Raw genomic sequence first — 23,430 nt, forward strand, 5'->3', positions numbered from 1 at the left:
CAGTCACCTGGCCGGCCACGGAAATGTCGCAGCCTGCCTCTAGGGTCAGGTGCATCATGACAGTGCCGCACGCCACAGACCCGTCCCCCGGATTCGAGGTGCAGTTGTGCACGCGGGGCGAGACGGTGGCGTCCGAGGTCGCCTCATGGGTCGGTGGTCCCCTGCGGGACCCCTTCGCACGTCAACTCGTCATCGTCTCGAGTCCGGGCCAGGCACGCTGGCTCTCCCAGCAGGTGGCACTGACCTTCGGCATCACGGCGGGCGTCGACTTCTGGTCGATGGACCAGGTCCGACACCATCTCCGCGACCGGCTCGGCCTGACCGAGGACGGCGACCCGTGGTCGGTCCCCGCTCTGGCCCTGGCGGCCTGTGAGGTGCTGTGCGAGGTGCTCGACGACCCGACCCCTCCCGGCTGGGCAGACGCCCTGCGCGCACACCTGCGCCCCGGCCCCTCACCAGTGCAGCAGCGCCCCGGACGCCTGTGGGCGACCGCCCATCGGTGGGCGCGTCTGGTGCACCGGTACTCCCGGTTGGCACCAGCGATGATCGAGGAATGGAGCGTCGGGAACCCGGTCACGGTGACGGGCGAGCCGCTGGCCGACCACGAACGCTGGCAGTTCGAACTGATGCGACGCTGCGCCCAGCGCATCGGCGAGCACCATCCCCGCGCCCAGCACCAGTCCCTGCTGGAGGGGCTGACCCGGGTCACTCTCGACTGGGAACGCATCTGTGTCGCGGCCCTCTCACCCCTGCGGCACGACGAACGAGAAGTGACCGTGGCCCTGGCCAGGGCCACTCCCCTGCGCTGCCTCCAGCTCGTGACCCGATCCGAGGGCCAGCACCCCGTTCTCGACCCGCTGCAGCAGGCCCAGCAGGTCGCCGTCGCCGGCTGGGTCGAGGTGGGCGCCGCTGTGGTCCCCGCCCACGATGTCGACCGGGCACCGACGACCGTGCTCGGGCGACTGGGCGAGGCCATCCTCACCGGGGACTCCCGCACGGGTCCTCCCGACACCTCGGTGCAGGTGCTGCGCAGCCACGGGCCCGACCGGCAGGTGGAGGTGCTGCGGGACGCCCTGTGCGGACTGTTCGAGGACGACCCCACCCTCGAGCCCCGTGATGTGGTGATCGTCTGCCCCGATCTGCCCACCTACGCACCGTTGCTGCAGGCCTCCTTCGGGTCCAGGGAGAGTGACGGCTTCGTGCACCCCGGCCACCAGCTGAGGGTGCAGGTGCCCCAGCGCTCCGGCACGGGCGGCCCCGTGCACGAAGTGGTGGACCAACTCTTCTCGTTGGTGATCGGACGGGCCGGCGCCGAAGACCTGAACACCTTGGTGTCCCTTCCTCCCGTCTCGCGCAGGTTCGGCTTCTCCCACGACGACCACGAACGCATTCGCGCGCTGGTGGAACGTGCCCGACTGCGGTGGGGGCTCGACTCCCGGACGCGGGCGGAGTTGGGGATGCCCGGGGTTCCCCAGGGGACGTGGGTGAATGCCATCGAGCGCATGGTTGCGGGTGCGACCTTCGCGGAGAGGCCCCTCACCTGGGTCGGCACCGCGCTGCCGATCTCCCACGTCGAGGCGGGTGACCTGCGGCTGGTGGGTCAGCTGGCCGAACTGGTCTCGCGCGTGCGTTGGCTCGACCAGGAGTTCCGGCAGGCTGCCACCGCACCAGTGTGGGCCGAGCGGATCCAGCGGGCTGTCGAACTGTTCGTCGACCTCCCGTGGGACCAGCAGGGAGCGATCACCGCGACCGTCGCTGCCGTTCGCCGTTGGGCCTCCGCCGCTGCCTCTTCCGCCCCGCTCGACCAGCATGACGTCCATCAGGTGATGCGCACCCTCGCCGCCGACTGGCCCTCCAGGCCGGCGTTCGGCAATGGTGCGGTGCACGCGGTCGGGTGGGACGAACTGCGCGGGATCCCGCATCGGGTGGTTGCCGTGCTGGGACTTGACGAGCGGGTCTTCCCGCAACACGCCAGGCGCTGGGGGGACGACCTGCTGGCCAGCCAGCTCGATGCCGAGCACGACCCCCGGGTGCAGTCGCAGGGAGCGCTGCTGACGACGTTGCTCGCAGCCAGGCAGCGCTTCCTGGTCGTGCACCAAGGATCCGACCCGCGCACCGGGGCACCTGTCGAACCGCCCGTGGCGGTGGCCCAGCTGACGGCGGCCCTGCAACGTGTCTGCCCCGGCTTCAAGGCCCGCTCGATGTCGCTGCAACCCCACAGCCCGGTCAACTTCGTCTCCGACCCGCGGACCGACGAGCATCCGTTCAGCTTCGATGGTGAGGCCCTCGCCGCCGCGCAGGCCTTGGCGCAAGCCCAGCAACTACCCGCACCCGCGGAGCCCACACCCCTGCAGTGGCGCTTCCCCGACGTGGCACCCGGGGCGGTGGCCCTGGCCGATCTGACCGGCTTCTGGCGCAACCCCGCCCGGGCGATGCTCCGGCACGCCATCGGTACCAGCCTCAACCGCGACGGGCGGCAGTCCAGCCGGCAGGTGCCCCTTGAGTTGTGGGGACTGTCGGAGTTCGGCGTGGGACAGCAGGCCTTGGAGCAATTGCTGGCGGGGGCGACCCCCGAGCAGGTGCGCACGGCGGCCGCCCTGGGTGGCGACGTACCGCCGGGGCAGCTGGGACGAGCCTCCCTGCAGCAGGTGATGAAGACGGCGGCAGACCTCGCCGCGGCAGCCTCAGAGGTGCCCGGCGAGCCGCTCGACCAACCACTGTCATTGAGCCTGGGGCGCTGGCAACTCAGCGGAGTGGCAAGGATGCGGCACGACACGGTGTTCTCCGTCTCGTACGCCCGACTCAACGGCGCCGCCCTGCTCGAGTCATGGCTGACGCTGTTGGCCGTCTCGGTCGCACTCGACTCCCCCCTTCGCGCCCGCAGCCTGCACCTCGACAGTCGCACCATGGTGTTGCAGGCCCCGAGTCCAGCACGTTGTCGCGACCTGCTGGTCGACCTCCTCGAGTGGCGGTCGCTCGGGCTGGGTTCGATCCTGGTGTCACCGGTCAGGCTGCTCCACCTGGTCGGCCAGCGGTCGGCGGCCATGCCATCGGAGGAACGCGCCCAGCTCGACAAGCAGATCGCTCGCGAGTTCCGGACTCTGCAACGCGACGACGACTGGAGCGGATTCCTGCCCCCGACACAGACGTCGCTGTTGCAGGCCCCCGTGCACGCCGACCTGGAGTTCACCGTGGCCGAGTTCGGCGATCACCTCTTCGCACCGATCCGGAAGGCCATGGTGCTGCCATGAGCGAGGTCAGAGACTTCGACCCCCTGTCCATGGCGCCGATGATGTCCACCACCCTCATCGAGGCAAGCGCGGGCACGGGAAAGACGACCACCATCGCCGCACTGACCACCCGCGCCCTGGCTGAGGGCTGGTACGAGATGCCGCAGGTGATGCTCGTCACCTTCGGCAGGAGGGCTGCGAGCGAACTGCGCACCGGGCTGCATGACCGGCTGGTGCAGACGGTTGACGGGCTCGAGGCCAGACTGGACGGCAGGCGGCCCGCCACGGCGGGAGTGCTCCACGATGGTGTGCGTGACCTGTTGCTCGCCGGCCCACCGGAGGTGCTCCGTCTGCGCCTCGAACGACTCCAGCGGGCACGACAGGATTTCGACCAGGCGACGATCGCGACCACTCACCAGTTCTGCCACGCCATGCTGGCCGAACTGGGGGTGCTCGCCGACTTCGATGCCACGGCCCAGTTCGTCGAGAATCCGGCCGACCTGCTCGAGGACGTGCTGCACGAGACCTACACCCGTCGCTACCACGCCGCCGAGACCACCAACGTGCCGTGGTTCAGCTACGCCAGGCGACTCGTGGACCTCGTCCGGTCGGGTGAGGCCAGGTTCGACACCCCCTCGGGAGCGTCGACCCTGGAGAAGGTCGCCCTCGGCACCGATCTTCGGGAAGGCATCGAGCAACGCAAGTGGCAGTCGCGCAGCTATGACTTCGACGACATGGTGGTCAGGCTCCATCGCGCCCTGCAGGCTGAGGTGGATGCCGCCGATCGTGACCAGCTACCACCGACGGCGGCCGCTGCCCGCAACGCGCTGAGCCGTCGATTCCGGCTGGTGATGATCGACGAGTACCAGGACACCGACTCCCTGCAGTGGCAGATCGTGCGGGCAGCCTTCCACCACCACAGCCAGGTGTTCCTGATCGGCGACCCCAAACAGGCGATCTACGCCTTCCGACAGGCTGACGTCTACGCCTACCTGACGGCCCGCGCCGCGTCCGACCAGCAGTTCACCCTGCGCACCAATCGGCGCAGCACCAGTGAGCTCGTGTCACAGGTCGACCGGTTGTTCCGCGGACGAGACCTGGGTCGCGAGATCACCTGCCCCCCTGCCACGGGCGGCAGTTCGTCGGTCGTGCGGGGCATCGACGGTGGGCCGGTCCCGGCACTGCAACTGCGGCTGGTGGTGCCCGACCAGGGCACCGAGTTCGATCGGGACGGTCAGCACTGGCCCATCGTGCTGCGTGATCTCACCGAGCAGGTGAAGTCGGTGTTGGCGAATGCAGAAGTCCGGGAACCCGACCTGCCCGCCGACCAGCCCGGACGACGCATCCGTCCCCAGGACGTCGCCATCGTCGTGCGCGCCAACCGGCGGGCCGAGCAGGTGAGGGAACACCTCGCCTCGGCCGGTGTTCCCGTGGTCTTCGCAGGTGCCGACTCCGTGTTCACCTCGCCTGCTGCGACGGACTGGGCCGCGCTGCTGCAGGCTCTCGTCCGACCGGGTTCGGCCACTCTGCGCAGGGCGGCGCTGACGGACTTCTTCGGACTGGAGGCCCCCGACCTGGCCCGCGTCAGCGACGCCGAGCTGGCCGACATCGGCCTCGACCTGCGTCGCGCCGCACGAAGTCTCGAGCACGGTTCGGTCGCAGCGATGTTCGAGGAACTGTCGACCCGACGTGGTGTCCCGGCTCGCCTCCTGTCCAGGCGCGGTGGCGAACGGCGGCTCACAGACCTGCGCCACCTGGCCGAACTCCTGCACGCCCAGGCGTCGGTGATCGGGGCATCGCAGCCGCGGGCCAACCTGGCGGTTCACCTCGCCCGGTGGCTCGACGAGCGGATGCATGACCGTGCGGTGGCCGACGAGCAGACGCGGCGACTCGAGGCAGATGGCGGTGCGGTGCAGATCATGACCATTCACCGGGCCAAGGGTCTGAGCCTGCCGGTGGTGTTCCTGCCCGACCTGACCACAGCCGCTCGCCGCAAGCCGGAGCGCAGCCACCCCCAGGTGCTGCACGAGACGGGAGAACCCGTGATCGCGGCCGCGCCCACGCCCGCGCAGCGTGAGCGCATCGATGCCGATGACCGCGACGAACTCCTGCGGTTGGCCTACGTCGCCGCCACCCGGCCCCAGTACCTGTTGCGCATCTGGTGGAGCGCCGACCCGAGCACCGGTGAATCGGCGATCAACCGGCTGCTGCACCAGCCGGACGCCCCCGGCGTCCCTGCCCCCTACGTGACCGCCGATCGGCAGCGTGCCGAGCAGATCCACGAGCTGTGGTCCCCCCTGATCGACGTGCAACTGGTGGGCGAGTCGGCCCCGCCCCCGTTGCCACCCGTGGGCACGGCATTGTCGGTGTTGCCCGAGCGGGCCCGCTCATGGACGCGCCAACTCGACCAGGAGTGGCGACGCACCTCCTACACCGGGCTCACCCGTCACGCGCACGGCATTCCGGTCGGCGATCTCCCCACCGAGGACGAACCGGCCACCGACGAGGGCGCCGGCAGCGACGAACTGCTCGACCCGGCCGTGTCCGACCTGTCCGACCCCGAACCGTCAGCCCGGCCGGACGCCGAGCCGCCCTCGGAAGTCCCCGCCACCCGGTTCCCGCAGCCCCTGACCGGATTGCCCGGCGGAACCGAGTTCGGAGGCTTGGTGCACCTCGCCCTCGAGCAACTGGACTGGACGAGCGACGACCTGCCGTCCGAGCTGGCGCGGGTGGTGGCGCAGACCCATGCCCAGCACCCGGTCCCCGACGTGGGGCTGGCGGAGCTGTCGGCCGGCCTCGGGCTCGTCGTGCGGACTCCTCTGGGGCAGTTGGCCGCCGGGCGAGCCCTCGTCGACATCCCCCTGCGTGACCGACTCACCGAACTCGACTTCGAGTTGCCGATGGCCGCCCACTCCGAACGTGCTGCCACCCTCGCCGACCTGGCGGGGCTGTTCGACGACCGTGCGTTGGTTCCGGCCGACGACCCGCTGGCCGAATACGGTCGGGCGCTGGCCGAGAGTCCGGCCGCCGAGGAACGACTCAGCGGTTGGTTGACCGGCTCCATCGACGCGGTGCTACGGATCCCGGGCGAGGGTGGCCAATCACGCCACCTCGTCGTCGACTACAAGACCAACCGCATCTGGTTGCCTGCGGGCCGCGACCTGCGCGTGGAGGACTACACGACCGAGGCCATGACCGACGCCATGGTGGCGGCCCACTACCCGCTGCAGGCGCTGCTCTACTGCGTGGCCCTGCACCGGTTCCTGAGATGGCGGCAACCCGGCTACGACCCCACCATCCATCTGGGGGGCGTGGGCTACCTCTTCGTCCGCGGTATGGCCGGTCCCGACGCCGCCAGCACACCATCGTCCCCGTACGGGGTGTTCGCGTGGCGGCCCTCGGCGGCTCTCGTCCTGGCCGCTGACGCACTCCTCACTGCACGCTCCGAGGAGTCGATGTGAACACGGCAGCCAGGCTCAGTTCCGCTGAGGTCCCCCACGACCCTCGGACCGTGATCAGCGCCACCGGTGTCCTGGCACTGTTCAACCAGGCCGGAGTGCTGCAGGTTCCCGACGTGCAACTCGCTCAGGTGATCTGCCGCCTGTGCGCCATCAACGAACCGGAGGTGCAACTGGCCGCAGCGCTGGCTGTCCGCCAACTGCGCCAGGGCTCGGTCTGCGTTGACCTGTCGACCATCCGCGACCGCGTGCTGGCTGAGGTGGCCGATGGCGACGGGCAGAGCGACGACACCACGTCGGCGGATCGACTGGCCGCGGTACAGGCCCTGCCGTGGCCCGAGCCAGCCTCATGGGCCGTCTCCATCGCCGGATCGGAGTCGGTGGGTCGCGCCGAGCCGGGGCACGACGACCCCCGCCGTCCGTACTGGCTGGCGGGCACGCTGTTCTACCTGAACCGGTGGTGGACCCACGAGCGCGAGATCGGCCATGCCCTGACGATGCGTCAGTCGGCAGAACCCCCTCGCATCGACGAGGAAGAACTCGAAAGGGCCCTCGACGCGCTCTTCGCCCGTGACCGTCTCCAGCCCGGCGAGGTCGACCTGCAGCGGCTCGCCGCCAGCGTGGCGGCGAGGTCATGGACCTCGGTGATCGCCGGCGGCCCCGGCACGGGCAAGACCACGACGGTGGCCCGGCTGCTGGCGGTCCTGACCAGCCAGACCGAGCGGCACCTCACCGTGGCGCTGGCCGCCCCCAGTGGCAAGGCCGCCGCCCGGCTCGAGCAGTCAGTCAGATCCGAAGCGGCCGGGATTGCCCTGCCCTTGCCCGACATCCCGTCCGGCCAGACGCTGCACTCCCTGCTGGGGGCACGCGGGCTGGGCAATGGCTTCACCCGAGGGCCGGGCAATCCCCTTCCGCACGACGTCGTGGTGCTCGACGAGGCCAGCATGGTCGACACGGCCATGTTCTCGGCCCTGCTCTCGGCCCTGCGTCCGACAGCGCGGCTGGTGGTCGTGGGTGACCCCCACCAGCTCAGCAGCGTGGACGCCGGACGGGTGCTCGCCGACGTCGCCGTGAGCGGGTTGACGACCGCCGCGACCTCGAAGGAGTCGGCGGTGGTGGAACTCCAGCGCAACTGGCGCAACCCCGGAGACATCCACACCCTGGCCCAAGCCATCAAAGCGGGCGATGCCGACGAGGTCGTGAGGCTGTTGCGGTGCTCGGACGAGTCGATCACCTGGGTCGGTGCCGACGGACCAGACCTCACCGATGTGCCCGGGCTGGTCGACGAACTCGTGAGCCAGGGCGAGGCGATGCATGCCGCGGCCCTGGCGGGGGACGCGACGTCCGCGCTCGCCGCCCTCGACGCCCATCGCATCCTTCTCGCCCACCGCGAGGGACGACACGGCGTGGGCGGGTGGTCCAGACAGGTGCAGCACCTGCTGCGCCATCGCATCGAGGGCTACGGCGTGGCCGGGGAGTGGTATCCGGGCCGGCCGATCCTGGTGACCGCCAACTCCCGCGACATCGGGGTGTTCAACGGTGACGCAGGAGTGATCGTCGCGCCCCAGTCGACCCCAGGGGCGATCCGTGGTCCGTCGGCGTCCGGTGGGTCCGCGACCGCACGGCATCCCGCCACCCTGCTCGCGCTGCCCACCCCCGAGGGCGCTCGTCTGATCGCACCCTCACTCGTCGACGGACTGGAGACGATGCACGCGCTGACGGTGCACAAGTCGCAGGGGTCACAGTTCGGCTCCGTGACCATGGTGCTGCCGCCGGAGACCTCGCCCCTGCTGACCCGGGAACTGCTCTACACGGCAGTCACCAGGGCGATCCATCGGGTGCGTCTGGTCGGGACAGCCGACGCCGTCCGCGCGGCCGTCCTGCGCAACACCGAACGGGTCAGCGGCCTGCGTCTCGAACCACCGCAACAGCCGCGTCCGCAGCACTGACCGACCCTGCGCGCCACGCCTCGATCATCCTGCGTGCGATGGATCCCATCGGTGACAACACCAGGTCCCCGGAGGCGACAGCTTCGTCCATGGAGGCCCGGCTGAACCAGGTGGCCTGATCGAGCTCGACCCCGTCCACGCGCGGTTCCCCGGGCTCCACCCGGGCGACGCAGCCCAGCATCAATGACCGCGGGAACGGCCAGGGCTGACTGGCCAGGTAGCCGACGTGGGTCACCCGCAGCCTCGCCTCCTCATCGACCTCACGCACCACCGCCGCCTCCAGGGACTCGCCCGCTTCGACGAAGCCGGCCAACAGCGACATTCGACGCTCGGGCCACCCCACCGCGTGGGCGAGCAGGAGTCGGTCGGCGGGGTCGAGCAGCACCACGATCATGGCTGGGTCGGTGCGGGGGAAGACCTGCGCCCCACAGTCGTTGCACAACCGGACGAATCCGCCCTCGGCCACCGACGTCGTCCCCGAACACTTCTCGCAGCGAGGCTCGCGCCGGTGCCAGCCCAGCAGGGCGGCGGCTGTGGCAACCACCTCCTCTTCGAGGTCGTGGAGCGTGCCCTCCCTCAGGGTGTGGATGGAGGAGGTGTCGGCGTCCACCCCGACCTCGACTGCGAACCACTCACGACCTCCACCCACCCCGAGGAAGACGTGTCGTTGGGGGTCGAACTCGCCCGTGGGTCGACGCTCGAAGCCCCCGCGAAGGGCCCCCGAGGCGTCGATCCCCACCAGTCGCGAGGTCTCCCTCTGCCACAGGCCCACCAGGGCTCCATGGTCGGAGCGCAAGTCTGCTTGCCGGTCGAGCAGGACGCGGGTGCTACGAGGGATGCTGGCCACGCCCCGACCCTATCCGCCCGATCCGGACCCCCCGGCGGGTCCACTCGCCGCGGCCGACACCTCGTGCCCGTCACGAGGTGGTGCTGTCCTGAGAATCACGTCGGGCAGCCGTGATCAGCGACAGGATGCCTGCTTCGTCGAGGTGACGCTGCGACCAGTGCTCTCGTCCACTGCCCACGTAGACGAACCCCGCAGCAACCCGCTCGACGGGCAGCCCTTGGGCGCGAGCCCAAGCGAGCCGGTAGATGGCGAGTTGGTTCTCGTCCGCGGCGCCGCGCCCGGTCTTCCAGTCCACGAGCACCGCATCGGTGTGCTCATCGGTGCCCGGGTAGACGGCGTCGATCTGACCCCGCAGCTGCACTGCTCCGCCCTCTGCGGATCCGTCACCGACGGTGAGGACGAAGGGAACCTCGAGCGCCACGGGCGTGCGCTGCGCCCACGATGATGCCTCGAACGCCCGCTGCAGGGCCGCCAACCTGGCGGTGGTGGCGGGGTCGCCGTCGTCGGTTGAGTCCTCGGGTTCAGGTTCGAGCAGCGACTGCTGGCCCAGTCGCGACTCCACCCAGGCGTGGAACTGCGTGCCGAGGCTCGCCGAGCGTGAGGCCGCAGCTGGCATCGGTCGAAGGATCCGCTTGAGGTACTCCGCCGGATCGGCTGCCAGCCGCATCGCCTGGGTGACAGACAGGGAGCCCGGCAGCGTCACCTGGTCACGGTCGGCGAGATCAGCCGCGCGCTCGTCCTCCAGGGCGGCCAGGGTCGCGTCCCACGACGCCAGCAGGTTCGCGTCCTCGGTGGACAGATCGGGCAACGGCGCGTCGGGGTCGGCGATCCTCCGCATCACCCGTTCGGCCGCGTCGATGCGCCGGCCGCGTTGTGCGTCGTCGACCGGAACCGGCCACGCGGTCGTCTCGGCCCCGCCCAGCATCGGGTTGACATCAGCCGTGGGGCCCGCGAGATGGTCGACGCGATCCTGCTCGATCGCCTGCGCGGCGACAGCAGTGAAGTAGCTGCTGGCCTCCTTGGGCTTGGCCTGGGCCGGTCGCCACACATGGCAGGTGGCCACCAGTTCCTCCCTGGCCCGGGTGACCCCCACGTAGGCGAGCCGATCCTCGGCCAACCGGTTGGAGGCCCGCTGCGCCCCCGCGTAGTCATCGAGTGCCTGCTTGGTGAGGGACTCGGGCAACTGGTCGATCGAGTCGGCGTCACCGCGCAGCACGGCGGGGAGGGCGCTGGCCGTGGTCACCCAGTTGTCCGTGAGCCGGTCGGAGGGGAACGTCTTGTCGACCAACGCCGGCAGGTAGACGACCTCCCACTCCAGACCCTTGGCCCGGTGCACCGTGAGCAGCTTGACCGAGTCCCGGGCACTGGGAGTGGCCTGCTCCAGCCCCACACCGTGGTCGAGTTCCGCCTGGAACCAGGCCAGCAGGCCCGAGAGCGACGAGTCACCGTCGACGTCGACGTAGTCGGCGATGCAGTCGATGAACGCAGCCAGCTGGTCGGAGGCGCCGATGCGTCCACTGGTGTTGAGCTCGATGTCCAGGCCGAGCAGCGTGATCACCCGGCGCACCTGATCCAGCACGGGCTCGCTGGAGTGTCGGCGGAGTCGTGCCATCTCTGCCGCGAAGGCAGAGAACCGTTCCCGGGCCTGGGGCGAGTAGGGTCCCTCCCCCAGGTCGCCGGTGGCATCGAGCAGGCTGACCACATCGGTGGGGTCGGTGTCGGAGACGGCCTCGGCCAATTCGCCGAACAGGTCGGGCACCTCCTGCCCCGCGCCCTCGCGGTGGGTCAACTCACGGGCCCGGGCTCCGAGCAGGGCCAGGTCACGCGCACCGATCCGCCACCGTGGCCCCGTCAGCAGGCGCACGAGTTCGGGGTTCGCCGTGACGTCGTTGACCAGCCTGAGCGTCGCGACGACCTCGGCCACCTCGGGCAGGCCCAGCAGACCACCGAGGCCCACGATCTCGACGGGCACGTCTCGCCCGACCAGGGCCTGGTGCACATCACCCGAGTCGGCGTTCCTCCGCAGCAACACCGCGAAGTCCTTCCAGTCCAGGTCTGGCCGTTCCCGATGCAGCCGGACGATGTCGTCGGCGATGTGGGCAACCTCTTCCGGCCAGGTGTCGAAGCTTGCCACCCGCACCACCCCGCCGGGTCGATCATCGGGCGCGACGAGCGCGCCCGGCGTCTGCGCACCGCTGGGGTCGTGCTTGAGCAGCACCGGGTCGCCCCGCAGTGATCCGGCGATGTCGTTGGCGACCTCGAGGATGTGCGGCCCGGAGCGCCGGTTGACGGTGAGCTGGTAGGCAGCCGCGGGCTGCGAACCCGTGCCGGCCACGCGGGGGAACTCGCGATGGAAGGCGAGGATGTTGCTGGCCGCGGCGCCGCGCCATCCGTAGATGGCCTGGAAGGGGTCTCCCACCGCGGTGACGGGGTGGCCCAGCCCGTTGGCGGGGGTGTCGCCGGAGAAGAGCGCTCGCAGCAGCTGCGCCTGGGCCGACGAGGTGTCCTGGTACTCGTCCAGGAGCACGACCCGGAACTGTTCGCGCAGCACTCGTCCGACGTGGGGCACCTGGTCGGCCAACCGGGCAGCAACCGCCATCTGGTCGGCGAACTCGGTGACCCCCAGGGAGTTCTTGAGGCTTCGGTAGTCGTCGACCAGACCCAGCAGCTCGACCCGTTCCGCGGACGTGGCCGCTGCCTGCTCGATGGCCTTGTAGGGGTTTCCCCTCCAGCGGGGGGCCTCGTCGAGTCGGCGTTCGTGGACGAGGGCGTGCTCCCTGATCTGTTCCGCGGTGACCAGATGGGAGCTCATCATCGCCTCGAGACCGAGTACCCGCTCGGTGAGCGAGTCGGGGCGCAGTCTGGAGGCGTGCTGGAAGGGGCCCGGCGCCCGGTTCACGGCCCGCGAGGCCAACCGGTACCGAGCGGCGCCGGTGATCAGCGCCGAGGCATTCTCGACACCGATCCTGGAGCCGTGCTCGGTGACGAGTCGACCCGCGAACGAGTCATAGGTCATCACCACCTCCTCGCCCTGCTCGTCGACGCCGGCGGTGATCACCCCCGCCTTCAGCAGCGCGGCCCGCACTCGATGCCCCAGTTCGGCGGCGGCCTTGCGGGTGAACGTGAGGCCGAGCACCTGATCGGGACGAACCTGCCCCGTTCCCACGAGCCACACCACCCGCGCGGCCATCACCGTTGTCTTGCCCGACCCTGCCCCGGCGATCACCACGGCCGGCTCCAGGGGGGCGGTGATGGCACGCAGTTGCTGCGCCGAGAAGGGGATGCCCATGGCGTCGACGAGCTCGCCCGGGTCATGGAACGTGCGCATCATCGTCTCCCTGGCTGGATGGTGCCGCGCTCGTTCGTCCAGAGCGGGCACGAGCCCGCGTGGGAACAGAATCGGCACATGTCATTGGCCGTGGCCGGGTACTGCTCGGCTCGGACCGTGGCCGCAGCCCGGGCCAGCTTGTGCCGCACCCAGTTGTCGGCCGATCCGTCGTCGGGGGTGGTGGCCGTCCAGGGATGGTTCTGCAGTGATCCTTGGCGCAGTACGGTCGGACCGCCCGACGAGTCGGCCTTGCGCAGGTAGACCAGTTCGGCCCCGCCCACGTCCCTGTGCTCGGGGACGACCTCAGCAAAGCCCCCCTGCATGGCAGCCAGTTGGTAGACCCCGAGTTGGGCGTGCTCGTCCACCTGCTTCTGGTTGGGCACCATCCGCCCCGTCTTCAGGTCGACCACGTGCAGTCGTCCCTCGGCGTCGAGTTCGAGCCGGTCGACCTTGCCCACCAGTTCGACCCGGTCGAGGCTGTCACCGTCGGGGACGTCAACGACGACACGGAAGGGCACCTCGGTTCCCACCACGGTGCGGGTCGAGCGCGCATCCCAACGCGCGAACCGCTCCAGTGCTTCTTCCGCCACCACCCGTTCCGAGTGGGAGAGCCACGCGGCGTCGAAGGGGATGCGGTTCCACACCTCGTCGAGCCGCTCCATCAGCTCTCCGGCGCCGATCTGGGCGGCCGAGGCGTGTTCAGCCAGCACATGGATCACCGAGCCCAGGCTGGCCGCTGATCCCCGACTGGACTCGGCACGTGCGCGCCTGTCGAGGAACCAGCGCCGGGCGCAGCCGAGCAGGCTCTCGACCTCGGACGGGGTGAGCCGAACGGGGCGGGTCCGGTCGCTGGCCGGCGCGGCGGACTGGGTGTAGTCATGCATCCCCCACCACTGGTCGGGGTGGGCGCCGCGGGCGCGGCCGAGTGAGGCGAGCTTGGCAGCGGCGTGCTCGCGCAGCCCCGGGGAGGCATGGGGATCCTCCACCGTGCGCCGCAGCTCGGCCACCAGGGCGGTCATCGTGAGGGGACGTCGAGGGCGGCCCACCACGCGCTGAGGCTCAGCACCCACCAGTTCGGCCAGGAACCGGGACGGCTGGTCCGCCTCACCCTCGACCCCGGTGCTGCAGGTGATCTCGACGCGGGTGCGCGCCCGGCTGACCGCCAACAGGAACAGTCGGCGTTCGTTGTTGACCCGCACCGAGAAGGGCTCGAGCCCGGTGACGCCGTGTTCGGTCAACTGGTTGGCGTCGAGGATCGTGCCCACCCGCCTGGTCGTCGGCCACTGGCCCTCCTGCACGCCCGCGACGACGACCACGTCGAAGCTCTCGCCCTTGACGCGATGGGCCGTGGTGAGCAGAACCCCCCGCGCTCGGGGCCCGGTCTCGCGGGCATGGTCTGCGGGGATGTCGTGGGCATCGATCTCGGCCACCAACGCACGCACCGCCCGTGCACCCACGAGGGAGGAATCACGGTTCGCGACATCGAACAAGGCCATCACGGCGTCGAGGTCGCGGTGAGCGGTGGCCGACCCGTCATCCTCGGCCAAGGCCTGACGCTCCAGTGCGGTGGGCCACCCAGTTCCTTCCCAGAGCGCCCACAGGGCCGCGGCGGAGCTCTCGTCGCGTCGCACGACCTCCGCCACGGACCGAAGCAGACGACCCAGCCTGCGCGCCGCGTCGACCTCCGGCGATGGACCCACGTGCGGGAGTTCGTCCGGGTGACTGACCAGAGCCGCGCGCCAGGCCTGCGACGACAACACGTCCACGTGCATGTCGTCCGCCTGGCTGCGCAGTTGACGACCCAGTCGCCGCAGGGCGAGTCCGTCGAGCCCACCCAGGGGTGACCTGAGCAGGGCGTCGACAACATCGGGGGCCAGATCCGGGCCGGCAGCCGCCTCCTGCTCGGCGCCGCCGCCACTGGCCGAGCAGAGCGCCAAGGCAGCCTCCAGTCCGTGCTGGAGGGCGCGCACAGCGGCGGACTCGTGCAGCGGCATGTCATCGGCGCCGAGTCGTACCGGCACCCCCTGCACCGCCAACGTGCGCGCCAGCAGCGGCAGCAGGCCTCGCCCGCTGCGGGTGATCACTGCCATCCCCTCCCACGGCACGCCGTCCTCGAGTCGGGCCCGGCGCAGGGTGTGGGCGATGTGCTCGGCCTCTGCGCCCAAGGAGTCGAAGACGCGGGCACGGACAGTTCCGGGGCGGACCGCAGTGGGTGGTTCGGCGGCCCGGGATGCGGGACGAAACGCCACCGGGCGTGGCAGCCTGGCCTCGATCCGGGTCACCGCGGCGGCAACCTCCGGCGCATTGCGGTGGTTGTGTTCAAGGATGAGGGTCGCCACCTGCCTGCCCGCTGCGCCGAACAGTTGCTCGAAGTCGGCCAGAACGCGGGCGTCCGCACCCCGGAACCCGAAGACGCTGGTGCCGGGGTCACCTGTGGCGAGGATCGGGATGGCGGCTCCGACCACCTCGACCAGCAGGGCAACTTGGGCTGGGTCGTGCTCGCCGAGGTCGTCGACCCAGACCCGGGAGATCGGGCGCCTGACCGCCGCCAGCGTGTCGTCGTCGAGCAAGGCCAGGCGAGCCCGGTGGACGATCTCGGCGTAGTCGAGCACCTGCTCGGAGTCGAGCACGTCGAGGTACTCCTCGAAGAACTCGGCCAGTGCCACCCACTCGGGACGATCGGTCTCGCGACCGAGTGCTGCCACCCGCTCGGGATCCAGTCCGAGTTGACGGACGCGTGAGATCGCCTGCCTCACCTCCCGGGCAAAGGCCAGGGTCCTGGATGCGTGGCGCAGGTGGGACGGCCAACCGGTGACATCGTGGCGGAGCAACAGCTCCCGGATGCGGAACTCGGCCTCGGGGGCCGTCAACAGACGTGCCCGCCCGCCCTCTCCGGACGGGTCGTCGTGACGCGACTCGGCCAGGTCTCGGATCGAGTGGGCCAGGGCGTGGACGGTCATCACCCGGGGGCGCAGGTGCGAACCCCCCAGGGTTCGGGCGATGGTGGCCCTCAGGGCCTGCGCCGCAGGGCGCGTCGGGGCGAGCACCAGACACTGTTCCAACGCCACACCCGACAGGACCGAGCGGCGCACCGACTCGACGACCAGGCTCGACTTCCCGGTGCCCGGGCCTCCGAGCACCAGAAGCGAGTCGGTGGTGGCGGCAGCCGAGAGGGCTGCGACCTGGGTGGGATCGGGCACCAGGGGCGCCGGCGCCTGCGGCAGGACCACCCTTCGCGGCCTCGTCGACGCCTGCCTGGTGCCGTCGCCACCGGCGACTGGGACGGCTGAGGGGGGCGTCGTTGGGGTCACAGGGACATCCAATCAGCCCGATCTGACAAATTCGTGGCCCTCCGGTGTGGGGGTTGGCCTCAGATTGTGCAAGAGTGGTCACACTGCAGCCAACGGAAAGACCGATGGCAGCAGGGGGCGGTAATGCATCCACCCCGATCGGTGCACGAGGAGATTTACATGGCACAGGGAACCGTCAAGTGGTTCGATGCCGGCAAGGGCTACGGTTTCATTGCGATCGATGGCGGAGGCGAGGACGTTTTCGTTCACTACTCTTCGATCGAGACCAAGGGATTCAAGACTCTCGAAGAAGGTCAGGCCGTCGAGTTCGAGGTGACGCAGGGCCAGAAGGGCCAGCAGGCTGAGAACGTTCGCGTGATCGGCTGATCACCCGTCTGGACTCCAGACTTCCCAACGGGGCCCGTCCACACGGACGGGCCCCGTTGTCTGTTGCCCCATCCCGTCCGGCCCCGTGCTGAGGGACCGAGGTCGCACCACCGGCAGGGAGACTGACCGTGTCACCCCACGACGGCTACGCTGCGGGAATGCCCGCCGAATCAGAGGGGCTGCGCACCGAGGTCGACGGCCACGTGCTCACCCTCACCAATCTCGACAAGGTCCTGTTCCCCGACGGCACCACCAAGGCCGAGCTGATCGACTACCACGTCGCGATCGCGCCGACGTTGCTGCCGCACCTGGCTGGGCGATGCATCACCCGGCTGCGTTTCCCCAACGGCGCCGATGCCGAGTCGTTCTACGAGAAGAACGCCCCGGCCGGCACCCCGGAGTGGGTGCACATCCAGCAGGTGCTGGCTGCCGGTTCACGGATCGACTACGTGGTCGCCGACGACGCCGCGACCTTGGTCTGGCTGGCCAACCTCGCGGCCATCGAACTGCACACCCCGCAGTGGCGGCTCGGCGACTCCCCCACCGGTGCGGGTGAACCGATCGGCTTCGACGGCGAGAACTCCGTACGGGCCACCACCCTGGTCGTCGACCTCGACCCGGGACCGGGCATCAGCGCACACCAGTTGGCGGCTGCGGCGATGATGGCGGCCACCGAACTCGCCGGGGAGGGTTTGGTTCCCTTCGTGAAGACCACCGGCTCGAAGGGCCTGCAGGTGATGGCGCCCATCGAACCGTCGGCCTGGCGGGAGGTGGTCGACCAGGTTCGGATCCTGGGTCTGCGCCTGGCCCGCGCCCGCCCCGACCTGTTCGTGATCACCATGAACAAGGCGGCCAGACCCGAGCGCATCTACGTCGACCACCTGCAGAACCGGGCCGACCGCAACACCATCAGCGTGTACTCGGCCCGCGGACGCGCCGAACCACGCGTGTCGACACCCCTGACCTGGGACGAGGTGGCGGCAGTCGGCCCCGGCGATGAGTTGCACTTCACGATCCGGGACGTCCCCGAGCGGGTGGCCACGCTGGGTGACGTGTGGGAACACCTGCTCGACCCCGAGGTCGCCGCACCGCTGCCCCGGTTCGTCGCGCCCGAGCAGTGAAAGTCGGCCACCCCGGGGCCAGCGCGCCGGACGCCGTCGGACCCCGTTCGTGATGGACTGTGCCTCGTCCATCGCCCCTCGACCAATGGAGAGCAGACGATGTTCGACCAGTCCCCACCGCCAGAACACCAGGCCGACGAACCGACCCGGGTGTTGCAGCGTCCCCAGGAGGCGCCCGAGCGCACCCGACACGCCGAGGCCCCGGCCGCATGGGTCGGTGTCGCCACCGAGATCGGACGACGGCACCGCACCAACCAGGATGCCTACTCCGCCGGCGTGAGCGGTGACTGGGCTGCGCTGGTGGTCTGCGACGGTGTCTCGAGCTCCATCGGCGCTGAACGGGCCTCCCAGGTCGCGGCGACCACGGTCCGCAATGCCCTGCTCGACGCGGTCGGGCCCGACGCGGACCGGGACTGGGACGCCACCTTCGGTTCGGCCTACCAGGCGGCCCAGCGCGCGGTGCTGGCGCTGGGCGAGGACGGCTCACCCGTCGGCTCGTGCACCCTGGTCGCTGCACTGGTGCACGGGCATGAGATCCATCTCGGGAACATCGGCGACACCCGCGCCTACTGGGTGCCCGACGCCCCCACCCCGGGTGCGCCGGCACCTGCGACCGTGCAGTTGAGCGTGGACGACTCCTTGGCCCAGGCCCAGATCGAGCTGGGCTACAGCCGTGAGCAGGCCGAGTCGAGCCGCCAGGCCCACGCCATCACCCGCTGGATCGGACCCGACGCCCCGGAACTCAACCCGCGCATGAGGCACTTCCGCGCCGAGGCGCCGGGCATCCTGGTCGTCTGCTCGGACGGGCTGTGGAACTACGCCTCGGCGCCCGAGGCGATGGGTGACCTCGTCGGCCGGACCCTTGCCGAGGTCGGCGGCGGCCGAGTGGCCGCGGGGGCCAGCACGGACCTGCGCGACGTGGCCAGGACCCTCACCGAGTGGGCTTGTCAGCAAGGTGGACGGGACAACATCACCGTCGCCCTGGCTCACGTGGACTGACGGACATCAGGCGGCTCCGCCTTCGGCGCAACCGACCCCACGCGCTCCGATCCAACCCGACACACCGCTACGGTGGGTCCCGTGGAGATCAAGATCGGTATCAAGCACGTGTCCCGCGAGATTCAGCTCGAGTCGAAGTCGACGGCCGACGAGGTGCTGAAGGCGCTCTCCGACGCGCGCGACAACAACGGCCTGTTCACCCTCACCGACGACCGGGGCCGCACCATCGCCGTCCCGGCCGAGCAGGTGGGATACCTCGACCTCGGGATCGAGCAGTCTCGTCAGGTGGGTTTCGGCTCGGTCTGAACCGCCCGGCTCAGGGCTGGAGCCCCAGCTCCTCGAGGCGCGCCGCCGAGAGTTCGACGAGTCGTCCGACCAACTGGCTGGTGGCTGCCACCTCGGCGGAAGACCCCGCCGGTTGTCCCGTGAGCAGGGCCGCGAGGGCCGATGCCCGGCCCGCCACGCGCTGGGTCTGGGCGCTGGCCTCACCGAGCATCCTGCGCGCGAACAGCGCCAACCGGCCGGCCACCTCGGGGTCTTCCTCGAGTACCCCTGACAGCTGATCTCGCGCCCAGCGTCCGGCCTCGGCATGGGCGACCCCCACGGCCCTCAGGTCGAGCCCGTCGATGGCCGAGCCATCCAGCAGGTCGAGCAGGTCAGTGGCCATGCCGGACGTGAGCACCGTCTTCACCAGCGCCTGTGGCCAGGTGGAGGTCGGCGTGTACTGGTGGAAGTTCTTCAGCGCCTCCGCCACCGTGCCCGCCAGCGTGGCCGGCTCGATCGACTCCAGCAACCGGTCGACCGGTGCGAACTGCAGCAGCCCCAGGCGCGTCAACTGGGTACGGGACGAGAGGTCTGGCGCGAGCCGGGCATCGGCGATGATCGTCTCGAAGGCATCCAGCTGGCCCAGCACGACAAGGGTCCGCAGGCTCGCCCGGCCGTCGTCGTCCTGGTTGGCCTCACCGGTCTGGGCTGTGGTGGTCTGGCTGCTGCTCACGCACCCACGGTAGCCATCACCACGCCCACAGCCCGTGAGGTCGGCGAACGTGTCGTGGGCGGGGTAGACTGAACAAGGTTGGGCAATCGTGTCCGACCCTGCAGCGTGCGCTGCGGAGCCATGGGAACACCACTGGGTGGACACCATGGTCTCCGCGCCCTCGTCCCCCCGGTGCCAGCGGCACCTCCGATCCGGATGAGCCCTGCAGCCCGATCGGCGCCTCCCGCGCCGCACAACGAAGGCACCACCCTGACTCTTCACATCGACGACAACGTCACCGACGAGAACCCCACCCCCGAGATCGAGCAGACCTTCGCCGACCTCGGCGTGCTGCCGGCCATCGAACAGTCCCTCGCCCAGGTGGGCATCACCCACCCGTTCGCCATTCAGCGCCTCGCGCTGCCCTTGGCGCTCGAGGGCGTGGACCTGATCGGTCAGGCCCGCACCGGAACCGGCAAGACCCTCGCCTTCGGCATCGCCGTGCTGCAGCGCGTGCTCATCGAGGGTGACGAGTTCTTCGACGAGCTCGAGCACCCCGGCAAGCCGCAGGCCCTGGTGGTCACCCCCACCCGTGAGCTGACCGTCCAGGTGGCCCGCGACCTCGAGACGGGATCGACGATCCGCAAGGCCCGCGTCCTGACGGTCTACGGAGGCGTGGGCTACGAGCCTCAACTGGAGGCCCTCGAGCGCGGTGTCGACGTGGTCGTCGGCACCCCGGGTCGCCTCATCGACCTGGCCAACCGTGGCAAGCTCGACCTCTCGCACGTGCGCGTCGCGGTGCTGGACGAAGCCGACGAGATGCTCGACCTCGGCTTCCTGCCCGACGTCGAGCGACTGCTGGGCATGACCCCCAAGTCGCGCCAGACCATGTTGTTCTCGGCCACCATGCCCTCGGCGATCGTCTCGCTGGCTCGTACCTGGTTGCAGCGTCCCGTGAACGTGCGCGCCGAGGGACACGACGCCCAGGCCACGGTGCCCGACACCACCCAGTTCGTCTACCAGGCGCACGACCTCGACAAGCCCGAGGTGATCGGACGCATCCTGCAGTCGACCGGGGTCGAGAAGGTGATGATCTTCTGCCGCACCAAGCGTGCTGCGCAGCGGCTCACCGACGAATTGGTCGACCGGGGCTTCCCGGCTGCGCCCATCCACGGTGACCTCAACCAGGCCGCCCGCGAACGTGCCCTCAAGCGTTTCCGCGACGGAGCGGTGAGCGTCCTGGTCGCCACCGACGTCGCCGCCCGCGGTATCGACGTCACCGGAGTCAGCCACGTCATCAACAACGAGTGCCCCGACGACGACAAGACCTACGTGCACCGCATCGGCCGCACGGGTCGAGCCGGGAACAAGGGCGTGGCGGTGACCTTGGTCGACTGGGCCGACGTCACGCGCTGGAAGACGATCAACAAGTCGCTCTCCCTCGACTTCCCCGAGCCCATCGAGACCTACTCGTCCAGCCCCCACCTGTTCACCGACCTGGACATCCCCGCCGGCACCAAGGGACGACTCATCCCCGCCAAGCCGCGTGAGGACCGTCCGGACCGTGACCGCGGCGCCCGCCACGATCGTCGCGGAGGGGGTGAGCGCGGCTCCGAGAGCCAGCCTCGCCGCGAACGCCAGCCAAGGGAACGCCGCCGCAGCCGCAACGGCGAGACGGTCACCCCGGGGGGCGAGCAGGTGAGCGCCACGAGCGCGTCCGAGTCCGAGAAGCCCGAGGGCGGCGCCCCGCGTCGCCGTCGCCGCCGTTCGCGCGGCGGTGCCGGGGCCACCTCGGCGCCGGCCCAGGGTTCGAGCGCCCAGACTTCGAGTGCCCCGACGTCGACCCCCCAGGTTTCGACCACCCAGGGTCCGAACGACTGACGCCGATGGCCGAGGACCTGGTCGAGAGGGTGCTCCGCGCCGTCGACCTGGTCCCCGCGGGCCGGGTCGTCAGCTACGGGGACATCGCCGCGCTGGTCGGCACCGGTCCGCGCAGGGTCGGCGCCGTGATGAGCGCGTGGGGTTCGTCCGTGACGTGGTGGCGCGTCACCAGCGCGTCCGGTGACCTGCCACCCGACCTCGCGGTCGAGGCGAGCGCGCACTGGCGTGACGAGGGCATCACGATCAAGCCAAGCGGACGAGGCTGCCGGATCGGTGCCCACCGCGCCGATCTCGCACGGTGGGCTGACGCCTACGACGCCTCCCTCGGTGCCTCAGCTGGCGCCGAACTCCTCGAGCGAGATCACAGGACGGACCAATCGCTCGACCGCGCCTGACGAGAAGGCCCGCTGCAGCACCCCTTTGGCCAGGACGTTGCCGAGGGCTCCCATGATCATGGCCTGGTCCAGCGACAGGTGCCGATGGGCGACGGTGCCAGAGCCGACCGCCACCGCGTCGTGGAAGCCGCCCGGCCCGTAGCAGTCGAAGTTGGTCTCCAGTGCCTGCAGGGTGGCGATCGCCCCGGCCCGGTCATGCATCATCGCGAGGAACGCCGCGTGGGGAGTGACGACACCGTTCCCGTAGTCCGGGTCGGGATCGGTGGGTGTGCGGTCGGTGTGTTCCACATCGCTGAAGTAACCGTCGGGCTTGAGCCCCAACGCGTCCACCCCCCATTCGGAGTACCCCCCGAAGGGGTTGCTGGCGGGCGAGAACCCCCAGTACCCGTACTCCTTCAGGCCATGGTCTCGTTGCACGGCCACGTGGTTGGCATGATTGCGCCCCCACGACAACGGAGCCCAGGTCTCCTCGGGCACGAAGACATTGGGCATGAGTTCCTCGAACATCGAGCCCCCCCAGCCCGGCACGGTGCGCCGTCCGAGGTAGTCGTGAGCCCCCTCGAAGACGTCGACCCCCAGGTAGCTGCGCCACTGACCCACCGGGGTCATCTCGGGCCAGGTCCAGTCCGGCGGGAAGGTTCGCCAAGCCTGGAAATACGCGGTGGCGGGGATCTGCTCCTTGGCGATACCCAGATAGGTCGTGATGCGGGTCTCGGAGACGATGGTGTCGTAGTGGTGGTCGGCGGTGTACCAGACCGGGGTTCCGGCGCCGATCAGGTCACGCGCCTCGGTCCGCGGGGGGCGGGCCAGTCGGGTCGGCTCCTCCAGGTAGAAGCCGCCGTAGTTGAGGTAGGGCTTCCAGAAGGTGGGGTCGGAGAAGACGTCGAAGCGCATCCGGTCGAACATCCGCCCCGCCAAGGTGGCGTTGGCCGGATCGGCATTCCGCACGACCAGCAGCGCCGCCCCCAACCACGCGGCGTCAACGGACGACACGAACGGTTCGACGGGGTCCCCGCTGCCCGGCCACGCGGTGACGACGGATCCGTCGCGGGGGTCGTACCAGTTGAAGTACATGCCCGAGGCGGTGTGGTGCTCCATCCGCGACAGCGTGTCGAGCGTCTGGCGGACACGCCGACTGGCCTCACCGGGGGTGATGATGCCGAGTTCGCGGGCGACGACGGCTGACCACAGGTAGCCGCCGATGTTGGTCGGCGACGTCACGGTGGCGGGTTCGGTCAGGTCGGCCTGGATCAGGTCTGTCACCAGGCCGGTGCGCGGATCGGCCATGGCCGCGAGGCAATGCCAGGTGTCCCTGCCCCAGCGCATCAGCAGTCTTCGCTCCTGCTGGCTCTGGTTCGGGCCTGCGTGCGCAGGGGTCGGAGCCGTGGCGCCGAGGGCGCCGATGCCCACACCGACACCTCCTGCGAGTAGCGCCCTGCGGCCGAGTGCGGTGGGGGTGTGCTGGAACTGCTGTGACATCTTGTCCTCCGAAGTGCGTCGTCGAGCCCCGGTACGGGAGTGGTACCCGATCCGGTCACACTAACCGGCGGCGGCGCTGGAAGTCGGAGG

General features: G+C 70.1%; 14 protein-coding genes. 9 read left to right on the forward strand and 5 right to left on the reverse strand.

Translation table 11 applies throughout. The features are described 5' to 3' along the window. Positions 1-56: 56 nt before the first annotated feature. Genes H507_RS0109235 through recD form a run of 3 tightly spaced genes read left to right on the forward strand, consistent with a single transcriptional unit; the run spans position 57 to position 8,637 of the window. Positions 57-3,251: an exodeoxyribonuclease V subunit gamma gene (locus tag H507_RS0109235; protein WP_026378035.1), complete on the forward strand. Its 3,195-nt coding sequence runs from the start codon at positions 57-59 to the stop codon at positions 3,249-3,251. Next, a complete protein-coding gene (locus H507_RS17340; RefSeq protein ID WP_022910434.1) occupies positions 3,248-6,691 on the forward strand; it encodes a UvrD-helicase domain-containing protein in 3,444 nt (1,147 codons plus the stop codon). Before H507_RS0109235 ends, H507_RS17340 begins: the two co-directional genes overlap by 4 nt. Positions 6,692-6,741: 50 nt before the next feature. After that, positions 6,742-8,637 carry an exodeoxyribonuclease V subunit alpha gene (gene recD, locus H507_RS0109245; RefSeq protein WP_026378036.1) on the forward strand — a complete coding sequence of 632 codons (1,896 nt, stop codon included), beginning with the start codon at positions 6,742-6,744 and terminating at the stop codon, positions 8,635-8,637. On the opposite strand, the gene nudC is transcribed toward recD, so the two are convergent. The 3 genes from nudC to H507_RS15885 form a co-directional block, all read right to left on the reverse strand. Then, on the reverse strand, positions 8,588-9,484 hold the full coding sequence (gene nudC / locus H507_RS15875) for an NAD(+) diphosphatase (protein ID WP_051139735.1): 897 nt from the start codon (positions 9,482-9,484) through the stop codon (positions 8,588-8,590). The two genes, recD and nudC, sit on opposite strands and share 50 nt — an antisense overlap. A gap of 70 nt (positions 9,485-9,554) precedes the next feature. After that, the gene (locus tag H507_RS15880; RefSeq protein WP_022910437.1) at positions 9,555-12,812 is read right to left on the reverse strand and encodes an ATP-dependent helicase; all 3,258 of its coding nucleotides are present in this window, start codon (positions 12,810-12,812) and stop codon (positions 9,555-9,557) included. Then, positions 12,812-16,012 carry an ATP-dependent helicase gene (locus H507_RS15885; protein WP_169512702.1) on the reverse strand — a complete coding sequence of 1,067 codons (3,201 nt, stop codon included), beginning with the start codon at positions 16,010-16,012 and terminating at the stop codon, positions 12,812-12,814. The genes H507_RS15880 and H507_RS15885 overlap by 1 nt, the downstream gene beginning before the upstream one ends. A gap of 270 nt (positions 16,013-16,282) precedes the next feature. Between H507_RS15885 and H507_RS0109265 the strand changes: the two genes are divergently transcribed. From H507_RS0109265 to H507_RS0109280, 4 genes are all read left to right on the forward strand, one after another. After that, complete coding sequence (locus H507_RS0109265) at positions 16,283-16,489, forward strand: cold-shock protein (RefSeq protein WP_022910439.1); 207 nt, start codon at positions 16,283-16,285, stop codon at positions 16,487-16,489. A 158-nt stretch (positions 16,490-16,647) separates the two neighbouring features. Next, entirely contained in the window at positions 16,648-17,610 is a 963-nt protein-coding gene (gene ligD, locus H507_RS0109270; RefSeq protein WP_022910440.1) for a non-homologous end-joining DNA ligase, read from the forward strand. A 99-nt stretch (positions 17,611-17,709) separates the two neighbouring features. After that, positions 17,710-18,609: a PP2C family protein-serine/threonine phosphatase gene (locus H507_RS0109275; protein WP_022910441.1), complete on the forward strand. Its 900-nt coding sequence runs from the start codon at positions 17,710-17,712 to the stop codon at positions 18,607-18,609. Between the two features lie 81 nt (positions 18,610-18,690). Next, a complete protein-coding gene (locus H507_RS0109280) occupies positions 18,691-18,915 on the forward strand; it encodes a DUF3107 domain-containing protein (protein ID WP_022910442.1) in 225 nt (74 codons plus the stop codon). 10 nt (positions 18,916-18,925) lie between these two features. Here the strand turns inward: H507_RS0109280 and H507_RS0109285 are convergent, their stop codons facing one another. Then, positions 18,926-19,606, reverse strand: coding sequence for a ferritin-like fold-containing protein (locus H507_RS0109285; RefSeq protein WP_022910443.1), 681 nt, complete (start codon positions 19,604-19,606; stop codon positions 18,926-18,928). Positions 19,607-19,801: 195 nt separating this feature from the next. On the opposite strand from H507_RS0109285, the gene H507_RS15890 reads away from it, so the two are divergent. Next, positions 19,802-21,466 carry a DEAD/DEAH box helicase gene (locus H507_RS15890; protein WP_022910444.1) on the forward strand — a complete coding sequence of 555 codons (1,665 nt, stop codon included), beginning with the start codon at positions 19,802-19,804 and terminating at the stop codon, positions 21,464-21,466. Between the two features lie 5 nt (positions 21,467-21,471). Then, positions 21,472-21,861 (forward strand): MGMT family protein, encoded by a 390-nt coding sequence (locus H507_RS15895; protein ID WP_022910445.1) that lies wholly within the window; start codon positions 21,472-21,474, stop codon positions 21,859-21,861. Here the strand turns inward: H507_RS15895 and H507_RS0109300 are convergent. Then, positions 21,799-23,340, reverse strand: a complete 1,542-nt coding sequence (locus H507_RS0109300) for a glucoamylase family protein (protein WP_022910446.1) — start codon at positions 23,338-23,340, stop codon at positions 21,799-21,801. The genes H507_RS15895 and H507_RS0109300 overlap by 63 nt on opposite strands. Positions 23,341-23,430 lie beyond the last annotated feature (90 nt).

The sequence above is a fragment of the Aestuariimicrobium kwangyangense DSM 21549 genome (assembly GCF_000421525.1).
Lineage (GTDB): Bacteria > Actinomycetota > Actinomycetes > Propionibacteriales > Propionibacteriaceae > Aestuariimicrobium > Aestuariimicrobium kwangyangense.